Annotated in this window: 18 protein-coding genes; 14 read left to right on the top strand and 4 right to left on the bottom strand. The window is 71.3% G+C overall.

The genetic code is table 11. The features are described from left to right. Window positions 1-89 precede the first annotated feature (89 nt). Window positions 90-1,424 carry a hemolysin family protein gene (locus tag GQF42_RS09750; protein WP_158919245.1) on the top strand — a complete coding sequence of 445 codons (1,335 nt, stop codon included), beginning with the start codon at window positions 90-92 and terminating at the stop codon, window positions 1,422-1,424. After that, on the top strand, window positions 1,421-2,509 hold the full coding sequence (locus GQF42_RS09745; protein WP_158919244.1) for a hemolysin family protein: 1,089 nt from the start codon (window positions 1,421-1,423) through the stop codon (window positions 2,507-2,509). Before GQF42_RS09750 ends, GQF42_RS09745 begins: the two co-directional genes overlap by 4 nt. Before the next feature lie 121 nt (window positions 2,510-2,630). On the opposite strand, the gene GQF42_RS09740 is transcribed toward GQF42_RS09745, so the two are convergent. Both GQF42_RS09740 and GQF42_RS09735 read right to left on the bottom strand, forming a co-directional pair. Continuing rightward, entirely contained in the window at window positions 2,631-4,487 is a 1,857-nt protein-coding gene (locus GQF42_RS09740; protein WP_158919243.1) for an AAA family ATPase, read from the bottom strand. A 429-nt stretch (window positions 4,488-4,916) separates the two neighbouring features. Further along, window positions 4,917-5,600, bottom strand: coding sequence for a uridine kinase family protein (locus GQF42_RS09735; RefSeq protein WP_233273311.1), 684 nt, complete (start codon window positions 5,598-5,600; stop codon window positions 4,917-4,919). A 226-nt stretch (window positions 5,601-5,826) separates the two neighbouring features. On the opposite strand from GQF42_RS09735, the gene GQF42_RS09730 reads away from it, so the two are divergent. The 5 genes from GQF42_RS09730 to GQF42_RS09710 all read left to right on the top strand — a co-directional run bounded on the left by GQF42_RS09730 (window position 5,827) and on the right by GQF42_RS09710 (window position 10,925). After that, entirely contained in the window at window positions 5,827-6,753 is a 927-nt protein-coding gene (locus tag GQF42_RS09730; protein ID WP_158919242.1) for a hypothetical protein, read from the top strand. Between the two features lie 97 nt (window positions 6,754-6,850). Further along, complete coding sequence (locus tag GQF42_RS09725) at window positions 6,851-8,335, top strand: amino acid permease (RefSeq protein ID WP_375996482.1); 1,485 nt, start codon at window positions 6,851-6,853, stop codon at window positions 8,333-8,335. A gap of 249 nt (window positions 8,336-8,584) precedes the next feature. Continuing rightward, window positions 8,585-9,949 carry a peptidase C39 family protein gene (locus GQF42_RS09720; protein ID WP_158919240.1) on the top strand — a complete coding sequence of 455 codons (1,365 nt, stop codon included), beginning with the start codon at window positions 8,585-8,587 and terminating at the stop codon, window positions 9,947-9,949. 4 nt (window positions 9,950-9,953) lie between these two features. Then, window positions 9,954-10,190: an SCO1431 family membrane protein gene (locus GQF42_RS47230; protein WP_325100318.1), complete on the top strand. Its 237-nt coding sequence runs from the start codon at window positions 9,954-9,956 to the stop codon at window positions 10,188-10,190. 81 nt (window positions 10,191-10,271) lie between these two features. Next, window positions 10,272-10,925: a TetR/AcrR family transcriptional regulator gene (locus tag GQF42_RS09710; protein ID WP_407699486.1), complete on the top strand. Its 654-nt coding sequence runs from the start codon at window positions 10,272-10,274 to the stop codon at window positions 10,923-10,925. A gap of 87 nt (window positions 10,926-11,012) precedes the next feature. Here the strand turns inward: GQF42_RS09710 and GQF42_RS09705 are convergent, their stop codons facing one another. Then, window positions 11,013-12,239 (bottom strand): glycoside hydrolase family 18 protein, encoded by a 1,227-nt coding sequence (locus GQF42_RS09705; RefSeq protein WP_158919238.1) that lies wholly within the window; start codon window positions 12,237-12,239, stop codon window positions 11,013-11,015. A 334-nt stretch (window positions 12,240-12,573) separates the two neighbouring features. Here GQF42_RS09705 and GQF42_RS09700 point away from each other — a divergent pair, with 334 nt between their 5' ends. From GQF42_RS09700 to GQF42_RS09685, 3 genes are all read left to right on the top strand, one after another. Further along, entirely contained in the window at window positions 12,574-13,746 is a 1,173-nt protein-coding gene (locus tag GQF42_RS09700) for an acyl-CoA dehydrogenase family protein (protein ID WP_158919237.1), read from the top strand. Window positions 13,747-14,082: 336 nt separating this feature from the next. After that, window positions 14,083-15,183, top strand: coding sequence for a hypothetical protein (locus GQF42_RS09690; protein ID WP_158919235.1), 1,101 nt, complete (start codon window positions 14,083-14,085; stop codon window positions 15,181-15,183). Window positions 15,184-15,194: 11 nt separating this feature from the next. Beyond that, complete coding sequence (locus GQF42_RS09685) at window positions 15,195-16,328, top strand: phosphotransferase family protein (protein WP_158919234.1); 1,134 nt, start codon at window positions 15,195-15,197, stop codon at window positions 16,326-16,328. Window positions 16,329-16,350: 22 nt separating this feature from the next. Here GQF42_RS09685 and GQF42_RS09680 read toward each other — a convergent pair whose 3' ends face one another. Then, window positions 16,351-16,785, bottom strand: a complete 435-nt coding sequence (locus tag GQF42_RS09680) for a hypothetical protein (RefSeq protein ID WP_158919233.1) — start codon at window positions 16,783-16,785, stop codon at window positions 16,351-16,353. 244 nt (window positions 16,786-17,029) lie between these two features. Between GQF42_RS09680 and GQF42_RS09675 the strand changes: the two genes are divergently transcribed. The 4 genes from GQF42_RS09675 (at window position 17,030) to fxsA (ending at window position 21,125) form a co-directional block, all read left to right on the top strand. Next, the gene (locus tag GQF42_RS09675) at window positions 17,030-17,470 is read left to right on the top strand and encodes an Lrp/AsnC family transcriptional regulator (protein WP_158919232.1); all 441 of its coding nucleotides are present in this window, start codon (window positions 17,030-17,032) and stop codon (window positions 17,468-17,470) included. 60 nt (window positions 17,471-17,530) lie between these two features. Beyond that, window positions 17,531-19,147, top strand: a complete 1,617-nt coding sequence (locus GQF42_RS09670; protein WP_158919231.1) for an amidohydrolase — start codon at window positions 17,531-17,533, stop codon at window positions 19,145-19,147. 560 nt (window positions 19,148-19,707) lie between these two features. Further along, on the top strand, window positions 19,708-20,502 hold the full coding sequence (locus GQF42_RS09665) for a polyprenol monophosphomannose synthase (protein ID WP_158919230.1): 795 nt from the start codon (window positions 19,708-19,710) through the stop codon (window positions 20,500-20,502). A 68-nt stretch (window positions 20,503-20,570) separates the two neighbouring features. Next, window positions 20,571-21,125 carry an FxsA family membrane protein gene (gene fxsA / locus GQF42_RS09660; RefSeq protein WP_158919229.1) on the top strand — a complete coding sequence of 185 codons (555 nt, stop codon included), beginning with the start codon at window positions 20,571-20,573 and terminating at the stop codon, window positions 21,123-21,125. The last annotated feature ends 19 nt before the right edge of the window (window positions 21,126-21,144 follow it).

The following is a 21,144-nucleotide window of genomic DNA, read 5'->3' as shown; positions in this document are numbered from 1 at the left end:
CCCGAGGAGTGACTCCCTCCAGCGATGGACGGATCGTCCTGTAGTACCTGCGCCGCCCCGACCCGACATACCGGGAAGGCGGCGGCATCGTGACCACCTCTCTGCTGCTCCTGGCAGCCGCCCTCCTGCTGATTCTCGCCAACGGATTCTTCGTGGCGGCCGAGTTCGGCCTCGTGACGGTCGAGCGCCCGGAGGCCGAGAAGGCCGCCGCCGACGGCGACCGACGCGCCCGTACGGTCGTGGAGTCGCTCAAGGAGCTGTCCTTCCAGCTCTCCGGCACCCAGCTCGGCATCACCATCACCTCCCTGGTCGTCGGCATGCTCGCCGAACCGGCCCTGGCCCGGCTGCTGCACGGCCCGTTCGCCGCGCTCGGGCTCCCTGACGGCGCCGTCTCCGGGATCGCCGTGGTCGTCGGCATGCTGCTGGCCTCCGCGATCCAGATGGTGATCGGGGAGCTGGTGCCCAAGAACTGGGCCGTGTCCAAGCCGCTCCAGGTCGCGCGCTTCGTCGCCGGACCCCAGCACCACTTCTCCCGCCTGTTCCGGCCGGTGATCGCCGCGCTCAACACCGTCGCCAACCGCCTCGTGCGGGCCCTCGGTGTCGAGCCGGCCGAGGAGCTGGCCTCCGCCCGCACCCCGGGCGAGCTGGTCTCCCTGGCCCGGCACTCCGCCCAGGCAGGCGCCCTGGAGCAGGACACGGCCGACCTGTTCGTGCGCACCCTGTCCCTGGGCGAGCTGACCGCGCAGCACGTCATGACCCCGCGCGTGAAGGTCAGCGCCCTGCAGGACTCGGCCACCGCCGAGGACGTCGTCAACCTCACCCGTGCCACCGGCCTGTCCCGCTTCCCCGTCTACCGGGAGAAGATCGACGAGATCGTCGGCATGGCCCACCTCAAGGACGCCCTGGCCGTCCCGGTGCACGACCGGCTGCGCACCCCGGTCACCCGCATCGCCCGCAAGGCGCTGCTGGTCCCCGAGACCCTGCCGGTCCAGCCCCTGCTCGCCCTGCTGCGCAGCGAGCAGCCCATCGCGGTCGTCGTCGACGAGTACGGCGGCACGGCAGGCGTCGTCACCCTGGAGGACATCGTCGAGGAACTCGTCGGCGAGGTCCGCGACGAGCACGACAGGCCGGACGCGCCGGAACTCGCGGCGGCCCCGCCGCAGGACGGCAAGCCCGCCTGGGACGTCGACGGCAGCGTCCGAGTCGACATCCTCCAGCGCATAGGCCTCGACGTGCCCGAGGGGCCGTACGAGACGGTCGCGGGCCTGGTGGCCGACCTGCTCGGCCGGATCCCCGCCCCCGGCGACCGGGCCGAGCTGCCCGGCTGGCGGCTCTCCGTCCGCCAGGTCGGCCACTACCGCGCCGAACGGGTCCGCCTGGTCAGGACGGCCCCGGCGGCGAATGTGATGGAGGCGGCCCGATGAGCGTCCTCCAACTGGGCTTCGCCGCCCTGCTCGTGCTCGCCAACGGCTTCTTCGTCGGCGCCGAGTTCGCGCTTGTCTCCGTCCGCCGCAGCCAGATCGAACCGCTCGGCACGGCGCGGGCCCGTCAGGTGCTCTACGGTCTGGAGCGCCTGCCGCAGATGATGGCCGCGGCCCAGTTCGGCATCACCGTCTGCTCCCTGACGCTCGGCGCGGTCGCCGAGCCGACGGTGGCGCACCTGCTGGAACCGGTGTTCGCGGCCGTCCACCTCCCGGACGGCGTGATCCATCCGCTGGGCTACGTCATCGCCCTGGCCGCCGTGGTCTTCTTCCACCTGGTCATCGGGGAGATGGTGCCGAAGAACCTCGCCATGGCGGCACCCGAGAAGGCGGCGCTCTGGCTCAGCCCGGGCCTGGTCTACTTCGCCCGCCTGTGCAGGCCGATCACGGTGTCCCTCGGCGCCTGCGCCCAGGCCATCCTGCGCCTGTTCCGGGTCGAGCCCAAGGACGAGGTGGAGGCCGTCGTCACCAGCGAGCAGCTCAACCGCCTGCTGGAGGACTCGGGCCAGGCCGGCCTGCTCGACCCCGAGGAGCAGGAGCGTCTGGAGGACGCCCTGGAGCTGGGCTCCCGCCCGGTCACCGACGTCCTGCTGTGCCGGGAGTCCCTGGTCACCGTGACCCCGTCGGTCACCCCGGGCGAGATCGTCGAACTGACGGCCCGCACGGGCTACTCCCGCTTCCCGGTCGCGGCGACGGACAAGGGCACCTTCATGGGGTACGTCCACGTCAAGGACGTCCTGGACGTGGAGCACTCCGACCGCGCCGTGCCGCAGCACCTCTGGCGCCCCATGACGACCCTGCGGGCCGAGCTGCCGCTCGACGACGCCCTCACGGTCATGCGCCGGGCGGCCACCCACCTGGCCCAGGTGGCGGACGGCTCGGGCAAGGTGCTGGGCCTGGTGGCCCTGGAGGACGTACTGGAGCTGCTGGTGGGCGAGGTACGGGATCCGGCTCACCGGGAGCTTCCGGAGGTGAAGCTGACCGAGCCGCGGGTGAGCGGGGAACCGGAGGGAGCGCTCGCCAACTAGACCGCATGGTGGTGGGGGCCGGGCGAGCGCGCGCCGGGTGTGGCCGACCGGCCACACCCGTGCGGCGCAGCCGCAGGCCGACACGGCCCCACGCCTCTTGGGGGCACACCTGTACCCGCGCTCACAAGCCAGGCGGATCCTGCGGCCCCCGCCCCGAAAGCACCTCCCCGTACGCCTGCATCAGGTCCGGCAGCCGCAGGGTCGCCAGGTCCGCCCGGGAGAGCGTGCCCAGATAGGCGGACAGCCGCAGATCCCGGTACGCACAGCTCTTCTCGTACAGGGTCCGCAGGAAGCGCCCGTTGCCCAGCTCGTCGATCCAGCCCTGCTCGACCACGTGCCCGGCGATGGACCGCAGCTCCTCCAGCGCCTCCTCGTCCCACAGGTCCCCGTTCTCCGCCGCCAGGACCTTGCCGATCTCGGTGAGTTCCTGCGGCCGGTAGGAGGGGAAGTCGACACGGGTCGTGAAGCGGGAGGACAGGCCGGGGTTCGCCGCCAGCAGCCGGTCCATGCCCTCGGGGTAGCCGGCCAGGATCACCACCAGGTGGTCCCGGTTGTCCTCGGCCCGCTTCAGCAGTACCTGCAGGGCCTCGTCGCCGTACGCGTCCCCCTTGCCGTACCCGGAGTTGGACAGCGAGTACGCCTCGTCCACGAACAGCACGCCGCCGATCGCGGAGTCGATCAGCTCGTTGGCCTTCACGGCGGTCTGGCCGAGGTACTCGCCGACGAGATCCGCCCGCTGGGCCTCCACCAAGTGGTCGCCGCCGAGCAGACCCAGCGCGTAGAAGACCCGGCCGAGGATCCGGGCCACCGTGGTCTTCCCCGTCCCCGACGGCCCCGAGAAGACGAAGTGCCGTTTGGGCGGCTGCACCGGCAGCCCCTGCCCGGCCCGCAGCCGGGCCATGTTCAACTGCGCGGACAACGCCTTCACCTGGCGTTTCACCGGCTCCAGCCCGACCATGCGCTCCAGCTCGGCGAGTGCCTCCTCGAGCAGGGCGGAATCGGTCGGCCCGGCCGGGATCGGCGAGGAGACACCGGACTTCACCCGCACCGCGGGATCGGGCGCCGACGGCAGCGGTCCGGTCGGCAGGTCCGGCTCCGGCAGCCGCAGATCACGGCCCTCGGTGCCGAAGAGCGGATCGAACCCGTCGGGCCCGTCGACGCTGTCCTGCCCGCCGGTGAGGCTGATCGCGGCGAGGTCGGCGGTGTCGTCGTACCCGTCGCCCTCGGCGATCGCCGCGAGCCTCGCCGAGGTGTCCATGAAGGCCGGGTCGACGCGGTGCACGGCCCGGTACAGGGGCAGCGCCGCCGCCGAGCGGCCCGTGCCCTCGTGCGCCCGCGCCAGCCAGTAGCGCAGTTCCTTGCGCTGCGGCTGCTCGCTGCGGCAGCGCATCAGCGCCGCCGACAGCAGCGGCTCGGCCTGTCCGTACGTCTCCAGCCGGACCCGGGCCATGCCGCCGAACAGACCCGCCTCGATGCCGAGCAGGGGATCGTCCAGTAGCGGGTCGGTGTGCCGGACCAGCTGCTCCCAGTCCTTGACCAGATAGGCGCGGCAGGCGTGCAGGAAGCGCACCTGGGGGTCGGTGTCGACCGGGGGCAGCCCGGCCAGCGCCCGGTCCAGCTCGGGCACGTGCCGGCCGTCCAGCCAGTGCGAGGCGTGCGCCAGCAGCAGGTCGCGCGGACTTTCCAGCACCGGCTGCACCCACCAGCCCAGCCAGTACCACGAGTTGAGGGTCCTGCGGTGCCGGGCGCGCTGTTCGCCGAAGCGGTCGCGGTGCCGGAACATCCGCAGCAGCGCGGTCGTCGTGTCGACCCGCAGCGCGTGCAGCCCGAGCCAGCCGTCGGCCATCCCGGGGTCCATCCGCACCGCGGTGCGGAACTCCTCCTCCGCCTGCGGATAGGCCCCCATCGTGTAGGCGTCCACACCTCGCAACCAGGCGAGGTCGGCCGGGGCGTCGGGGCCCTGCGTGCCGAAGTCCATCCGTCCCCCCACAGACCGTGCCCCCGTGGTTCACCACCGGGCGGTCGCCCGGGGTCCGCCGCGGTCGAACCGCTGTGCCGCGGACCGGAGTTGCAGGTGCGCGAGGCAGCCGCTCGAAGGTCGCACCGAAGGCATCGTACCCGCGGTACGACCGCGTGCCGAAGGGTGCCGTACGGGCCGTTTGACGAGGTGGGAGCAGACGGGGCGCACAGGCTGTCGTGACCGAGTGTGAGCGGATCGGTGCATGGGGCGTCCGGAAAGCTGCTTTGGCGCAGAACGAAGCCCCCGGTCACGGGGGAACAACCGGGGGCTTCGCGTTGGTGGGCGGTCCCGAATGACCGCACATTGAGAACGTAAGACCTGTACGGGCCCCGGGTCAAGCGGAGTTGAGGCACTCGGAGAAGTTCACCCGCAGGCGCCTTCACGACTTCACCACAATGCGGATGACCCATCACGCTGGGTCACATTCTGGTCCGGTCCAAGGGTTGACCCGGGCCCCGGCAGTACCTCGTACCCCCCGGGTGTCTGCACCACCAGGGCGTCGGCATGGGGGCGCGAGGGGTCCGCGGTGAAGTGCGCGCGCTCCGCCGCGACCCAGCCGTCCCAGAACTCCCGCTGCTCCGCCCCGTCCCTTTGTCGGCCGCGCGTCCAGGACTCCTCGTGAGGCAACTCCATCCACAGCAGCCGGGCCAGATACGGCCGCAGCGCACGGCGGCCGGCGCCGACGCCCTCCATGAGGACCACGGGCGCGGCCGGCAGCGGGCGCGGCGAGCCGAAGGCCCGGGCCCGCCAGTCGTAGGGGGCGTAGTGCCCGCTCTCGCCGCGGGCGAGCGGGCGGATCACCTGGGCCGTGAGCCGGTCGGTCCACGCGAAGAGCTGCTCGTGGCTGGCGATGTCGTCGAGGTGCAGCACCGGCGCCCCGCCCAGCGCGGCGGCCAAGTGCCCCGCGAACGTGGACTTTCCGGAGCCGGCGTGCCCGTCGACGCCGATGAGCCGGACCGGCCCGAGCGAGGGGGGAAGCCGGCGCAGCCGGGCGGCGAGGTCGCGAATGGTGCATCCCGAGGTGTGGGGCGGTGTGGGCGGTTTTCCGGAAACAGTGTAGTAGTGGCCCATAGGGTCCGGGTCGCGCGGAGTCAAGGCCGGAAAGGTCGCAGATTGAATCATCGGCTGGCGACCAGTCAATGACCCTCATAAACATCCGTGAACCACCTGACCGATATGTCGAATCAGGCGTTCCGGGGATGCCCTCCGCTGAGTATGGTGCCTCCAGCGCAACTGCTGCGCGTCGTACGGGGACTGGCAGGGGGACATGGCCGCGGAGTTATTCGAAGGGCACTATATGTGGCATCCGGCGGCCGACGACCGTGTGCTGGCGAGCGTATGCGTCGATGTGCGCGCCGGACGTTATCGATACGCGTACGAGGCGCTGGCCGAGACGCGTTCCGACTTCGGTCTGCGTGCCCATCGCTCGCTGGTCCTCGCCTCCGAGGCCGCCGGTACCGATCTGGCCGAGCGCTGGCTCGCCGAGGAGCAGAGCCCCGAGGCCGCGCTGCTGTGGGCCCGGGTCGCCGTGCAGCGTGCGCTGCGGGCCGCCGACGCGCGCGACGAACGCGTCGAGGCGCTCGAGCGGATCGCGCTGACCGCCTGCGACCGGGCCGCCGCCCTGGCCCCCGAGGACCCCACCCCCTGGGTCGCCAAGCTCGCCATGGCCCGGCTGCACCGGCTGCGCGATCCCGCTCCGCAGGGCCTGCTGACCCAGCCCAAGGGCCCCTGGCGGCTGTTCGCGCACATCCTTTCCCTCGACCCCTGGAACCGTGAGGCCCACCACCGCTTTCTGTCGTCCTTCTTCACGCGCCACGGCGGGTCCGTCAACGCGGCCTGGGACGTGGCCGCCTTCCTCAGCCAGCGGGCGCCCGTCGACTCCGCCCTGCGGCTGCTGCCGCTGGTGGCTCTGGTGGAGAGCTACAACCCGACCCAACTGCTCGCCGACCGGGTCTGGGAGCAGCCGCAGTGGCGCTCCACGGCGCTGGCGATCTACCAGAACTGGTTGCCCGCGGTGGCCGGTTACCGCTTCACCCCGGTGCTCGACCTGGCCTACCTCGCGCACGCGCTGGTGATGGCCCAGCGCGAGTTCGAGGCCCGGGCGGTGTTCGCGGCGATGGGGCCGTACGCCTCGCGCATGCCCTGGAGCGCCTTCGGCGACCCCGCCGAACAGCTCTCCCGGGCCCGGCGAGCCTGCGGCCTGCCCGTCCCGGGAGCCGCCTGACCCTGTACGTCCCCTCCCCCCACCGAGAGAAAGGCGAACTGTGTCGGAACGGATGTCCGCGTCCCGGGCGAAGGCCCGCGCGGGAGAAGACCGGATCATGCTCGACGACGACGCGACCCTGCATGCGATGGGTTATCCGCGCAAACTCACACGGCGTTTCCAGGCGTTTGACAATTTTGCGATCTCCTTCACCATCATCAATATCCTCTCGGGTATTTTCTCCTCTTTTGGATTCGGAATGGGTGCGGGTGGCCCCCGTATTCTCGTATTCGGCTGGATCGGTGTCTCCGTCATGGTGCTGCTCATTGGCGCATCCATGGCGGAAGTGGCTTCCGCCTATCCGACGAGCGGCGCCCTCTATTTCTCCGCCGGGAAACTCGCCAAGCGGCACAAGGGGGCCTGGTCCTGGTTCACCGGCTGGCTGAACTTCGTGGGCCAGATCGGCGGCACCGCCGCCACCGGCTATGCGGCCGCCACCTTCATCCAGGCCTTCGTGCACCTCCAGTGGCCCTCCTACCAGCCGACCACGCACCAGACGGTGCTGATCACGGCCCTGATCATCGTGGTGCAGGGGCTCGCCAACACCTACACCGTCCAGCTCGTCGCCGTGCTGAACCGTATTTCCGTGTGGTGGCTGCTGATCGGACTCGTCGTGATCGTGGGCGCACTCATAGTGATGCCCGATCACCATCAGCCGGTGTCCTTCGTGACGCATTTCGAGAACAACACCGGCTTCACGAGCGGACTTTACGGCGGCATGCTCGGTCTGCTCGTCACCAGCTGGACCTTCACCGGCTTCGACGGCAGCTTCCACATGTCCGAGGAAACGGTCCGCGCTACGGTCAACGCACCCAAGGGGATCACCCGGGCCATCGGCTATTCGGCGATCACCGGCCTGATCCTGATGCTCGCATTGGTCTATAGCATTGGTGACTATGCCAAGGTGGCCTCTTCCGATGCGCCCCCCGTCCAGATCCTCATCGACGGCCTCGGCCTGGGCGCCGCGAAGGTCATGCTGCTCATCGTCATCGGGGCGATGCTCTTCTGTGGTCTCGCCAATCTCACCAGCAACACCCGGCAGATCTTCGCCTTCTCCCGGGACGGGGCGATGCCCGGCTCGCGCTGGTGGCACTCGGTCTCGACGCGCACCCGTACGCCCGTGAAGGCGGTGTGGCTCGCGGTGGTCTGCTCGCTCGCGCTCGTCGTGCCCGGCTGGTGGTCCCACACGGCCTTCACCGCGATCGTCAGCGTCAATGTGGTCGGCCTCTTCCTCGCCTACGCCGTACCGATCTTCCTGCGGCTGCGGCTCGGCGACGCGTTCCAGCCGGGCCCCTGGCACCTGGGCCGCTGGGGACGGCCGGTCGGCTGGCTCGCGGTGATCTGGATCCTGCTCAGCAGCGTCCTGTTCATGCTGCCGCAGGCCTCGCCGATCACCGTCGACTCCTTCAACTACGCGCCGATCGCCCTCGCCGTCGTCCTGCTCGTGGCCACCGTGTGGTGGTTCGCCACGGCCCGCCGCCGCTTCCAGGGCCCGGTCAGCTACGGCCGCCCCGACGAGGTCGCGGCGATGGACCTCGTCTGAGGAGCCGGTCCGGCCCGGGCGGGTGCGCGCCGCGCCGGGGTGTGGGGGTGTGGGGCCGGTCGCGCGCGTGCGGCGCAGCCGCATGGCGACAGGGCCCCACCTCCCTCGGGCTCGTTTCAGTGGATCAGACCAATATTCATGACGCGGCATGCGCCGAACGGCTGGCAGGGCCATGCCGCCTGCCTCATAGTTGGCGGAAACCGTGCACCGGATCAGCACCGACCCGGACATCTGGGGGTACCCGCGCCCATGAGCAGAGCCCAGCAGCCGTCCCGTAGAACCGTCCTCACCGCTGCCGCAGCGGTCGCCGCGGCAGCGGCCGCGCCCCCCGCTGCCGCCGCCGTGCAACGGCCGTCCGCCGAAGCCGACGACCCCGCCCAGGCTCGCCCGATCGACTACCGGGCCTGGACCACGTACCGCGAGTGGCGCCTGGGCGCCGCCCAGGGCGTCCGGGCCGTCTCCGGCGCCCGGCCCGGCATCGTGATCGGCACCCCCGTCGGCCGCACCGACTACACCGACCCGCACACCGGCACGACCGCCGGCTGGGAGTACGCCGTGTGGACCGGCCCGGTCCACCGCCTCACCGTCCCCGCCACCGAGGTCGTCGCCTCCTGGAACGCGCACACCCCGGCCGGCACCTGGCTCCAGGCGGAGCTGCAGGGCACCTACTCCGACGGCACCGAGACCCCCTGGTACGTGATGGGCCGCTGGGCGGCCGGTGACCAGGACATCAAGCGGACCTCGGTGGACGGCCAGAGCGACGGCAGGAGCGGCATCTCGACCGACACCTTCGCCATCGCCGACGCCGGCACCGGTCTGCGCCTGACGTCGTACCGGCTGCGCCTGACGCTCTACCGCAGGCCCGGTACCCGGCTGACCCCGACCGTCTGGCGGCTCGGCGCCATGGGCTCCGACATCCCCGACCGCTTCACGGTCCCCGCCTCCACCCCCGGCCTGGCCCAGGAACTGATCGTCCCGCGCTACTCGCAGGAGATCCACAAGGGCCAGTACCCGCAGTACGACAACGGCGGCGAGGCCTGGTGCAGCCCCACCTCCTCGCAGATGATCATCGAGTACTGGGGCGGCCGGCTCACCCCCGGGCAGCTGTCCTGGGTCGACCCCTCCTACGCCGACCCGCAGGTCGACAACGCGGCCCGCTTCACCTACGACTACCAGTACGAGGGCTGCGGCAACTGGCCGTTCAACGCCGCCTATGCAGCCACGTTCGAGGGAATCCAGGGTGTGGTCACCCGGCTCGCCTCGCTCACCGACCTGGAGACGCTGATCGCGGCCGGGATTCCGGCCGTAACGTCCCAGTCCTTCCTGGCGAGCGAGCTGACCGGCGCGGGCTACGGGACCTCCGGCCATCTGATGACCGTGATCGGCTTCACCGCCGACGGCGACGTGATTGCCAACGATCCGGCCTCGCCCGGCGACGACGCCGTACGGCGCGTCTATCTGCGCCGGGAGTTCGAGAACATCTGGCTCAGGACCAAGCGGTACAACGCCGCCGGCAAGGTCGCCTCCGGCAGCGGGGGAGTCTGCTACCTCTACTTCCCGGCCCGTCCGACCCCGCACCAGCGCAAGGCGCTCGAGGCGGTGGGCGTGCGCTGACCGTGTGAGCAAGCTCATCACCGCAAAAGCCGTCGCGGGTGGCAAGGTGGACAAACGGGTGGGGGCCTGCTCTGTACGTCCGACCTTTGCGAGTAACACCATGACCGCACACCCGGCCACTGCCACCCGCGCCCGCACCGGCGGCCCTCGGGAAGACGGCCCGAAGATCCTCGAGCACGTCATGGGCTGGGTCCTCGTCGCCGTGTTCGCGATGCTCGTGACCCAGCTCGGACTGCTGTGAACCGATCCGCTCACGCGTGCGGCATGTTCTGACATACTGCGGATGTCCCGACGGCCGTCTGGAACAGGGTCGAAATTGACTATGCCGCAGCAGCGTGCCGCCGCCCGTCCCCGGGCGCGCGGCACCGAACGCTCGGAAGCGCGTCGTGCCGAACTCATCGCCATAGGGCGGAAGTTGTTCGCCGACACGTCCTACGACGCGCTGTCCATGGACGACATCGCACGCCAGGCGCATGTCGCCAAGGGGCTGATCTACTACTACTTCCAGTCCAAGCGCGGCTACTACCTGGCGATCATCAAGGACTCCGTGGCCGATCTGGTCACCTTCGCCGCGAGCGGGCTCGAGCTGGCCGCCGTCGACCGCGTCCACCGCACCATCGACAGCTATCTGCGCTACGCCGAGCACCACCAGGCCGCCTACCGCACCATCGTCAGCGGCGGCGTCGGCTTCGACACCGAGGTGCACTCCGTCCGGGACGGCGTGCGCGAGGCGATCGTCGCCACCATCGCCGAAGGCGCCTACGGACGCCGTGACATCTCCGCGCTGGCCCGGATGAGCCTGTTCTCGTGGGTGTGCAGCGTCGAGGGCGCGACCCTGGACTGGATCGACCATTCCGAACTGTCCCGCGACACCATGCGCGAGCTGCTGGTGAAGACGCTCGGCGGCGCCCTGCGCGCCGTGGAGGAACTGGACCCGGCCTACCCGGCCCCGCAGCCGGCCCGCCGCGACACCTGACGCGCCCGCTCCTGCGGCGGACGCCCCCCGACGCACAAGGGAGCGGAGGCTCGTGGTCCTCCGCTCCCGAGTCCCCTCTGTGCGGGGCTAGTTGATGGCCTTGATCAGTTCACCGTTCGCGGTGTCGCCGCTCAGCTCCCAGAAGAAGGTGCCGCCGAGGCCCTGCTGGTTCTTGTAGGTCATCTTCGTGGCGATGGTGGCCGGGGTGTCGTAACTCCACCAGTCGCTGCCGCACTTGGCGTAGGCGGTGCCGCCCACGGTGCCGGTCGCCGGGCACTTGGCCCTGAGCACCTTGTAGTCGTCGATGCCCTGCTCGTACGTCCCTGCCGCCGGGCCGGTCGCCGTGCCGCCGGGCGCCGCCCGGGTGACACCGGTCCAGCCGCGGCCGTAGAAGCCGATGCCGAGCAGCAGCTTGGCCGCGGGGATGCCGAGCCCCTTGAGCCTGGCGATCGTCGCCGAGGTGTTGAAGCCCGCCTTGGGAATGCCCGAGTAGGAGGTCAGCGGGGAGTGCGGGGCGGTCGGGCCGCTCGCGTCCCAGGCGCCGAAGTAGTCGTACGTCATCGGGTTGTACCAGTCGACGTACTGGGCCGCGCCCGCGTAGTCCGTCGCGTCGATCTTGCCGCCGGCGGTGGCGTCCGCCGTGATCGCGGCCGTGACCAGCTTGCTGGAGCCGAACTTGGACCGCAGCGCCGCCAGCACGTTCCTGAAGGCCTCCCGGCCGCTGGTGTCGCAGGTGTTGCCGCAGGCGTTCGGGTACTCCCAGTCGATGTCGATGCCGTCGAACAGGCCCGCCCACTTGGAGTTGTTCACCAGGTCGTAGCAGGACTGGGCGAAGGCGGCCGGGTTCTTCGCGGCCTCGCCGAAGCCGCCGGACCAGGTCCAGCCGCCGAAGGACCACAGGATCTTCAGGCCCGGGCGCTTCTTCTTCAGCTTCAGCAGCTGGTTGAAGTTGCCGTGCAGCGGCTGGTCCCAGGTGTCGGCGACGCCGTCGACGGACTCGTCGGCGGTGTACGCGCGGTCGGTGGCCGCGTAGGAGTCGCCCATCGCGCACTTGCCGCCGGTGACGTTGCCGAAGGCGTAGTTGATGTGGGTCAGCCGGGCCGCGGACCCGGAGGTCTCGACGTTCTTGGCGTAGTACTTGCGGTCGTAGGTGCCCCATTCGGTGAAGTAGCCGACGACTTTCGAGCCGGCCGTGACCCGGGGTGGGGCGGCCGCGGTCGCGCTGCCCGCGCCGGCCAGCAGCCCGGCGCCGAGGACGGCGGTACACGCGGCGGCGACCAGCGCCCGGAACCGGGAGCGGTGGGGAGTGTGCATATCGGGTGTCTCCTCGTGGGGGAGAGGGGAACGCGCGCCGATTGGCATGAACGCGGTAAAGCGTTGGTCATGCACAGTAGGAGGACTAGACCAGTGCGGTCAATGGTTCGGACCAATTTCGGGGGAGTGGAGGGTTCCGGCTGGATTCCTGAAGTAAGCGGTCGTTAACTGGTGACGGGAGGTCGCTGATCGGGCATACTCACAGCGCACAGCCGCTGGTCAGCAGCTCCCGAGACCCGGGAGCGGGCGCCTGTGGCCATCCGGAACCACCAGGCGGAGCCGCCCCCACCCCACGGGCCACCCGCCCGTGCCCGACAGGGAGGAGAGCGACGCCATGTCCGACCGCGACCCGCAGCCGGTGGAGCGTCAACTGCCGACGGAGGAGTCGAGGGAACTGCTCGCCCTCGTCCGTGAGATCGCCCGGCGCGAGATCGCGCCCAAGGCGGCCGAGGAGGAGGACGCGGGACGCTTCCCGCGCGAGGTCTTCACCCTGCTCTCCGAGTCCGGCCTGCTGGGCCTGCCGTACGACGCCGAGTACGGCGGCGGCGACCAGCCCTACGAGGTCTACCTCCAGGTCCTGGAGGAGCTGGCCATGGCCCGGCTCACCGTGGGCCTCGGCGTCAGCGTGCACACACTCGCCTCCTACGCGCTCGCCACCTACGGCACCAAGCAGCAGCAGGTCGAGCACCTGCCCGCGATGCTCGGCGGTGGCCTGCTCGGCGCGTACTGCCTCTCCGAGCCGTCCTCGGGCTCCGACGCGGCCTCGCTGCGCACCAGGGCCGTGCGCGAAGGCGACAGCTGGGTGATCAACGGCACCAAGGCCTGGATCACGCACGGCGGCATCGCCGACTTCTACACGGTGATGGCCCGCACCGGCGAGGACGGCCCGCGCGGCATCACCGCCTTCCTGGTCCCCGGCGACGCCCCCGGCCTGAGCGGGGCCGCGCCCGAGAAGAAGATGGGCATGAAGGGCTCGCCCACCGCGCAGGTCCACCTCGACGGCGTCCGGGTCGGTGATGAGCGGCGCATCGGCGAGGAGGGCCAGGGCTTCTTCATCGCGCTGTCCGCCCTCGACTCCGGACGGCTCGGCATCGCCGCCTGTGCCATAGGCCTCGCCCAGGCCGCCCTGGACGAGGCGGTCGCCTACGCCACCGAACGCCGGCAGTTCGGCCGCCCCGTCGCCGACTTCCAGGGCCTGCGCTTCATGATCGCCGACATGGCCACCCAGATCGAGGCCGGTCGCGCGCTCTACCTCGCCGCGGCCCGGCTGCGCGACGCCGGCAAGCCGTTCGCCAAGCAGGCCGCCATGGCCAAGCTGCACTGCACCGACACGGCCATGAAGGTCACGACCGACGCCGTGCAGATTCTCGGCGGCTACGGCTACACCGCCGACTTCCCGGCCGAGCGCTACATGCGCGAGGCCAAGGTCCTGCAGATCGTCGAAGGCACCAACCAGATCCAGCGGATGGTCATCGCCCGTCACGTGGCGGGACCCGAGGGTCGCTGAACTGCCCCCTGCGGACTGTCGGGGCCGCCAGCCTGATCCACTCCGGGTCGTGGCGCCCCGGCAGGGTACGGCCCCGGTCCGCCCAGGCCCGCATCAGATCGCGGTAGATGGGCGGGTCCGGCGGAACCGGCGGCGGAACCGATTCTGCGGGCCGGGGCACGAAAATTCGACGCCCGGTGGCCGAGTACATGAGGGTCATGCCTGGGCAACGCGGGATCAGCCGGACAGGTCACCGCCCGGCGGAATCGAGCGTCAGTTCACGTATGTCCCGTTCCGGCTCTGGCCTCCGTCACCTGGCTGACGTACCGTCAGCGCACTGTCCAGCAGGGGGTGTCCGTGGCCGACGACCGTCCCGTACCGCTCGACGAGTACCCCGTGCACCAGGTGCCGCTGTCCATGCGGCACGTGGCGACCGGGGACCGGAACGCGTACGACCGCTGCATCTTCCACGTCTTCGACCATGCCGGGCGCGCCCTGCTCATCCTCGGCCTCGGCGTCTACCCCAACCTGGGGGTGATCGACGCCTACGCCACCCTGCGCACCGGGGACACCCTGCACGCCGTCCGCGCCTCGGACGCCCTCGGCGAGGACCGGATGCGGCTCGCCGTCGGCCCGCTGCGCATCGAGGTCGCCGAGCCCCTGCGCCGGCTGCGCCTGATCTGCGAGGGCGAGGCGTTGTCGTACGACCTGACCTGGTCGGCGGCCTTTCCGGCCCTGTGGGAGCCGCACCACCTCCAGCGCCGTGGCGACCGGCTCACCCTGGAGGGCCGCCGCTTCGTCCAGGCCGGGACCGCCGAGGGCGTGATCCGGGCCGGGGGAGCGGAGTTCCGGGTCACCGCCGAGGACTGGACCGGCACCCGGGACCGCAGCTGGGGCGTGCGGCCCATCCCCGGCGAGGACGGCGGACCGCTCGCCGAGGGGCATCCCACCGAGGGCTTCCACTGGGTCTGGTGCCCGGTCCGCTTCGACGACCGCTTCCTCATGGTCATCACCCAGGAGGATGCCGACGGCCACCGCTCCCTGAACGACGCCACCCTGGTCCGTCCCGGCCACCGCGACCGCCAACTGGGCTGGCCCCAGGCCGAGATCGCCTACCGGTCCGGCACCCGTCACCCGGAGCGGGCCGTCATCCATCTGGGCGACGCACGTGGCGCGCAGAAACTTGACGTCGAGATCCTGGCCTCCTCCCCGCTCGCCGTCGGCGCCGGCTATCCGCCCGCCGACGACTGGCAGCACGGCACCTGGCGGGGACCCGGCTGGACCGACCGCCGCACCTACGACATGACCGCGCCCCAGCCGCTCGCCGCGTACGGGGTCACCGACCACTCGGCCCGCTTCCGGCTCGACGGACAGACCGGGTACGGCATCTTCGAGCACGGCTCGTTCGGCCGGCACGACCCGAGCGGCTTCACCGGTTTCGACTCGGTCGCACCCTGAGGGGGCCCGGCATGGCCACGGCACCGCGTCCGCGCACCAGCACCCGCGAGCCCGGGGAACTGGCCCGGCGCCTCACCGCCTGGCTGGGCACCCGGCTGCCCGGCGCCAAGGCCACCGGCGTCACGGTCCCCGCCTCCAACGGCATGTCCAGTGAGACCCTGCTGTTCGACATCGAGCACCCTCGACCACCGTCCCCCGCTCCCGGCTTCGATCGAGCGGGCGGTACCTCCAGCGTGGCCTGCGCATTGCGGCTGGCGGCGGACCCGTCGGCGTACACCGTCTTCCCCGAGTACGACATGGCCCGCCAGTACCGCACCCTGCGCCTGGTGGCCGAGCACACGGACGTGCCCGTACCCCGGGTGCTCTGGCTCGAGGAGGATCCGGGCCCGCTCGGGGCGCCGTTCTTCGTCATGGAACGCGTCGCCGGCCGGGTGCCTCCGGACGTCATGCCGTACACCTACGAGGGCAGTTGGCTGCACGCGGCGAGTGAGGCCGAGCGCGCGCACCTGGAAGCGGCGACGATCGGCCTGCTGGCCCGGCTGCACGACCAAGTCCCGCTCGATCAGGCCGAGTTCATGACGCTCCCCGGATTCGGCGACGCCCTGCGCCGTCATGTCTCGGCCCAACGTGCCTACTACGCCTGGGTGATCGACGGCCTGCCCCGGTCACCGCTCATCGAGGCCGCCTTCGACCGGCTCGAGCGACTGTGGCCGAGCGAGCCCGGCGAACCCGTTCTGACCTGGGGAGACGCACGCATCGGGAACGTCGTCTACGACGGCTTCGACCCCGTCGCCGTGCTCGACTGGGAGATGGCGGCGCTTGCTCCGCGCGAGGTCGACCTCGGCTGGACGATCTATCTGCACCGCTTCTTCCACGACCTCACGGTCGCCTCCGGGCAACGCGGACTGCCCGAACTCCTGCGCCGTGACCGGGTCGAGGCCCGGTACGCGGACCTGACCGGGCACGTTCCACGGGACATGGACTTCTACATCCTCTACGCCGCCCTGCGGCACGCGATCGTCATGCTGCGCGTCGCCTACCGCCAGGTGCACTTCAAAGAGGCCGTCGTCCCCGCGGACCCGGACACACTGATCCTGCACCACGACAGCCTGCGCGCCATGGTGCACGGCACATACGGGAATTGAGCCGGGTCCGGCCGGAAAGGGCTCAGGCGGCCTGGCGGCGCATCGCCGGCACGCGCATCGGGCGCGAGCCCGGGCCGCCGACGTGCGAGAAGGGCTGCGTCCGCCAGTTCAGACCCTGGGGAAGCGTCAGGAGCAGGGCGGTGTCCTGCTCCTGCGGCTCGAAGGAGTCGTCGGCGGGGTGGGCGTCGGCCGCCGCGCGACCCGTACCCGCACAGGCCGTGAGCCCGAACGGGTTCCACGGCGAGGCGCACAGCGCGTGCTCCGGCAGGATCTCCTCGTCCGCCAGCAGCGCGATCGGCTGCGCGCAGTCCGGGCAGATCACCCGGTACATCTCGAAGGTGTCGTAGGCATCCAGCTCGTCGTCGAAGGAGTCGGGTTCGACGGCCTCCGGCTCGGGCTCGGCGACGAGCTGCTGCCGCTTGGACGTGCTGCGACCAGGGCGATGGACACTCTGCATGCGATTCTCCCCCTAAGGCTGGGCCGTGAAGGCACTGCGGCCTCGACCACAGCAAGCACTTCCCGTCCGCCCTCGGGGGTAATCACGAGAACATCACGGAGCCCGTTCGAGGTGTGTGGCATTCGTCACATGCCGCATGCAGGTGCGCTCGGGGGGCGGTTCGCGGTGCTTTTTGTATCGAACCGGCCATGACCTGCGCTCTCGGCTATCCCAGGGGATCAAGCGCACTGTAGGTTTTGGCGCCATGGAGGAGCTGGACCGACAGATCGTGCAGCTGCTCGTCAAGGACGGGCGGATGAGCTACACAGACCTGGGCAAGGCCACGGGCCTGTCCACGTCGGCCGTGCACCAGCGGGTGCGCCGGCTGGAGCAGCGTGGCGTCATCCGCGGCTATGCCGCGGTGGTCGACCCCGAGGCCGTCGGGCTGCCGTTGACCGCCTTCATCTCGGTGAAACCGTTCGACCCCAGCGCCCCCGACGACATCGCGGACCGCCTCGCGGACGTCCCCGAGATCGAGGCCTGCCACAGCGTCGCCGGCGACGAGAACTACATCCTCAAGGTCCGTGTGGCCACCCCGCACGAACTGGAGGAACTGCTGGCCAGGTTGCGCAGCCTGGCCGGGGTGTCGACCCGGACGACGGTCGTCCTGTCGACGCCGTACGAGGCACGGCCGCCGAAGATCTAGCCCGGGCGGCCGACGGCCCCACGTGCAACTCCGCCCCCGCGGCGAGAGAAACTGTCGGTCATGAGTGAGCGCACCGCCGAGCCCCCCAAGACCGTCCTCCTGCGCCGCGGTGAGGTGCACAGCCCCGCGGACCCCTTCGCGACCGCGATGGTCGTCGAGGCGGGCCAAGTCGCCTGGGTCGGCTCCGAGGGTGCGGCCGACGCCTTCGCCGACGGCGTGGACGAGGTGGTCGACCTCGACGGCGCTCTCGTGACCCCGGCGTTCACCGACGCCCATGTGCACACCACCGCCACCGGCCTCGCCCTGACCGGCCTCGACCTCTCCTCGGCGCCCTCGCTGGAAGCGGCTCTCGTCCTGGTCCGCGAGTTCGCGGCCGGCCGCCCGCACGACCGCGTCCTGCTGGGGCACGGCTGGGACGCCGCCCGCTGGCCCGGCGGCCGCCCGCCGACGCGCGCCGAACTGGACGAGGCCACCGGCGGACGCCCGCTGTACCTCTCCCGCATCGACGTCCATTCGGCGGTCGTCACCACTGCCCTGCTGGATCTGGTCCCCGGCGCCGTCCCGCGCACGGACGCCCCGCTCACCCGCGACGACCACCACGTCGTACGCCAGGCCGCGCTCGCCGCGATCACCCCGGCGCAGCGCGCCGAGGCCCAGCACACGACCCTCGCGCACGCGGCCTCCCTCGGCATCGGCTCGGTGCACGAGTGCGGCGGCCCGCAGATCTCCTCCGAGGACGACTTCACCGGCCTGCTCCGGCTCGCCGCCGAGCTGCCGGGCCCGCGGGTCGTCGGCTACTGGGCCGAGCAGGGCGATGAAGGCGTGGCCAGGGCCCGGGAACTGGGTGCCGTGGGGGCGGCAGGCGACCTCTTCGCCGACGGCGCCCTCGGCTCGCACACCGCCTGTCTGCACGAGCCGTACGTCGACGCCGACCACACCGGCACCGCCTACCTGGACGCCGAGGCCGTCGCCGCCCATGTCGTCGCCTGCACCGAAGCGGGTCTGCAGGCCGGCTTCCACGCCATCGGCGACGCCGCGGTGACGGCCGTCGTGGAGGGCGTGCGCGCCGCCGCCGACAAGCTCGGCCTCGCTCGCGTCCGTGCCGCCCGGCACCGTGTCGAACACGCCGAGATGCTCACCCCGGAAACCGTCGCCGGCTTCGCCGAACTGGGCCTGATCGCCTCTGTGCAGCCCGCCTTCGACGCGCTGTGGGGCGGCGAGGACGGTATGTACGCCCGGCGGCTGGGCGCAGGGCGGGCCCGCACCCTCAATCCCTTCGCGGCCCTGCTGCGGGCCGGTGTGCCGCTCGCCTTCGGCTCCGACAGCCCGGTCACCCCGCTCGACCCGTGGGGCACCGTGCGCGCCGCCGCCTTCCACCAAACGCCCGAGCACCGGGTCTCCGTGCGCGCCGCGTTCACGGCGCACACACGCGGCGGCTGGCGCGCCGTGGGGCGGGACGACGCGGGGGTCCTCGTGCCGGGTGCCCCCGCCGACTACGCCGTCTGGCGCACCGACGAGCTGGTCGTCCAGGCCCCCGACGACCGGGTGGCCCGCTGGTCCACCGACCCGCGCTCCGGCACCCCCGGACTGCCCGACCTCACCCCGGGCCGCGACCTGCCGGTCTGCACGCGCACGGTGGTGGGCGGGCGGACGGTGTTCGTACGGCCGGGCGAGTGATCTACGGGGGTGGCGCGGCGGACACCGGGCGCCCGCCGCCGCGCCGCCCGACCTGCACATCCTCTCCGCGGAATCCGCCGTACGGGCCGTCTTAGCAGGCCAGAGGGCTATTGACAGTCGGCGGCCGGGGGCCGGTAGGTTCGTCCGAGTCCACCACCGGACGCCCGACCGGGGAGCGTTCACGCCACTCGTCGCAGCGCCGCTGGGTCAGGGACGGTGTGCCGCACCGGGGCACCGTCGCTGGGAGCCAGGCTCAGCGTCCGCGCCGACGAGGGAACGTTCCGGCCGGTCGGCAAGGTGTGACCCGGGTGGGGCCCGGGCGCTCAGTAGACAACGGCTTTCGGTCGATCCGCAGCCAGCGGGTCCCAGGTCGGCCCGAAGGGCGCCGGGCCCCCATCCGCAGTGGCGGAAAACTATCGGACACGCGCCATCAAGGTGCCGAAAAACACGTCCTTACCCCACTCTTGTGGAATCGACACCACCATACGAACGAGGCCGGTGCGCCCGGTCGGGCCGCGGCCACTATGGTGGACCCCTGCGTACGATCAGAAGGGGCAGTAGTGAACGACGGCGACGGGACCCTGGACGCCAAATCCCAGGGAAGGCAGTTCGGTCCGCTCGGCACGGCTTTGGTGATCATTCCGACCTACAACGAGGCGGAGAACATCAAGACGATCGTCGGCCGGGTACGCAAGGCCGTCCCCGAGGCGCATGTGCTGATCGCGGACGACAACAGCCCCGACGGCACCGGCAAGCTTGCCGACGAACTGGCTGCCGAGGACGGACACGTCCAGGTCATGCACCGCAAGGGCAAGGAAGGCCTCGGCGCCGCCTATCTCGCGGGCTTCCGCTGGGGTCTGGAGCGCGACTACGGCGTCCTGGTCGAGATGGACGCCGACGGCTCCCACCAGCCCGAGGAGCTGCCCCGGCTGCTCACCGCCCTCAAGAGCGCCGACCTGGTGCTCGGCTCCCGCTGGGTGCCCGGCGGCCGGGTGGTGAACTGGCCCAAGTCCCGCGAGTTCATCTCCCGCGGTGGCAGCCTCTACTCCCGCCTCGCGCTCGACCTTCCGCTGCGCGACATCACCGGCGGCTACCGGGCCTTCCGGCGCGAGACGCTGCAGGGCCTGGGCCTGGACGCCGTCGCCTCGCAGGGCTACTGCTTCCAGGTCGACCTGGCCCGCCGCGCGGTCAAGGCCGGCTTCCACGTGGTCGAGGTCCCGATCACGTTCGTCGAGCGCGAACTCGGTGACTCCAAGATGAGCAAGAACATCCTCGTCGAGGCGCTGTGGCGGGTCACCGCCTGGGGCGCCGAGGAGCGCGTCGCCAAGCTCAAGGGCAAGGGCAAGCGGGCCTGACGCCCGCCGCACGGCTGGGGTTCAGCCCCCTTATCCCGTGCTGAGCCGGGGCCAGGCACACTGGGAGCATGACGACTGGTGCTCCGACCTCTCCGTACACCACCCCGCCCCGGCGCTCCCGGCTGCGCAGGTATCTGCCGCTGGGGGTCGCCGCGTGGCTGGTGCTGGAGATCTGGCTGCTGACCCTGGTCGCGGGCGCGGCCGGCGGCCTCACGGTGTTCCTGCTGCTCGTCGCGGGTTTCGTCGCGGGTTCCGTGGTCATCAAGCGGGCGGGCCGCCGCGCGTTCCAGAGCCTCAATGAGGCCCTGCAGCGGGGCGGTTCCCCGGAGCGGGGTGGTGGCAACGGCCTGATGATGCTGGGCGGCCTGCTGCTGATGATCCCCGGCCTGGTCTCCGACGTGGCAGGTCTGCTCCTGCTGCTCCCGCCGGTCCAGAAGTCCGTGAGCCGGTACGCCGAGAACGCCCTGGACAAGCGCCTGCGCGCGGCGGGCCCGGGCAGTCTGGGCGACGCCTTCCAGCAGGCCCGCATCCGCCGCCCCGACGGCAAGGTGGTGCAGGGCGAGGTCATCCGCGAGGACGCCCGGCCGGAGCCGGGGGAGCAGTGGCCGCCGCTGACGCGCTGAGCGCGTCCCGTACGACATG

It is taken from the genome of Streptomyces broussonetiae (assembly GCF_009796285.1).
Classification (GTDB): Bacteria; Actinomycetota; Actinomycetes; order Streptomycetales; family Streptomycetaceae; genus Streptomyces; species Streptomyces broussonetiae.
Note: the sequence above shows the minus strand (reverse complement) of the source record. Positions and strands in the feature narration are given on the sequence as shown.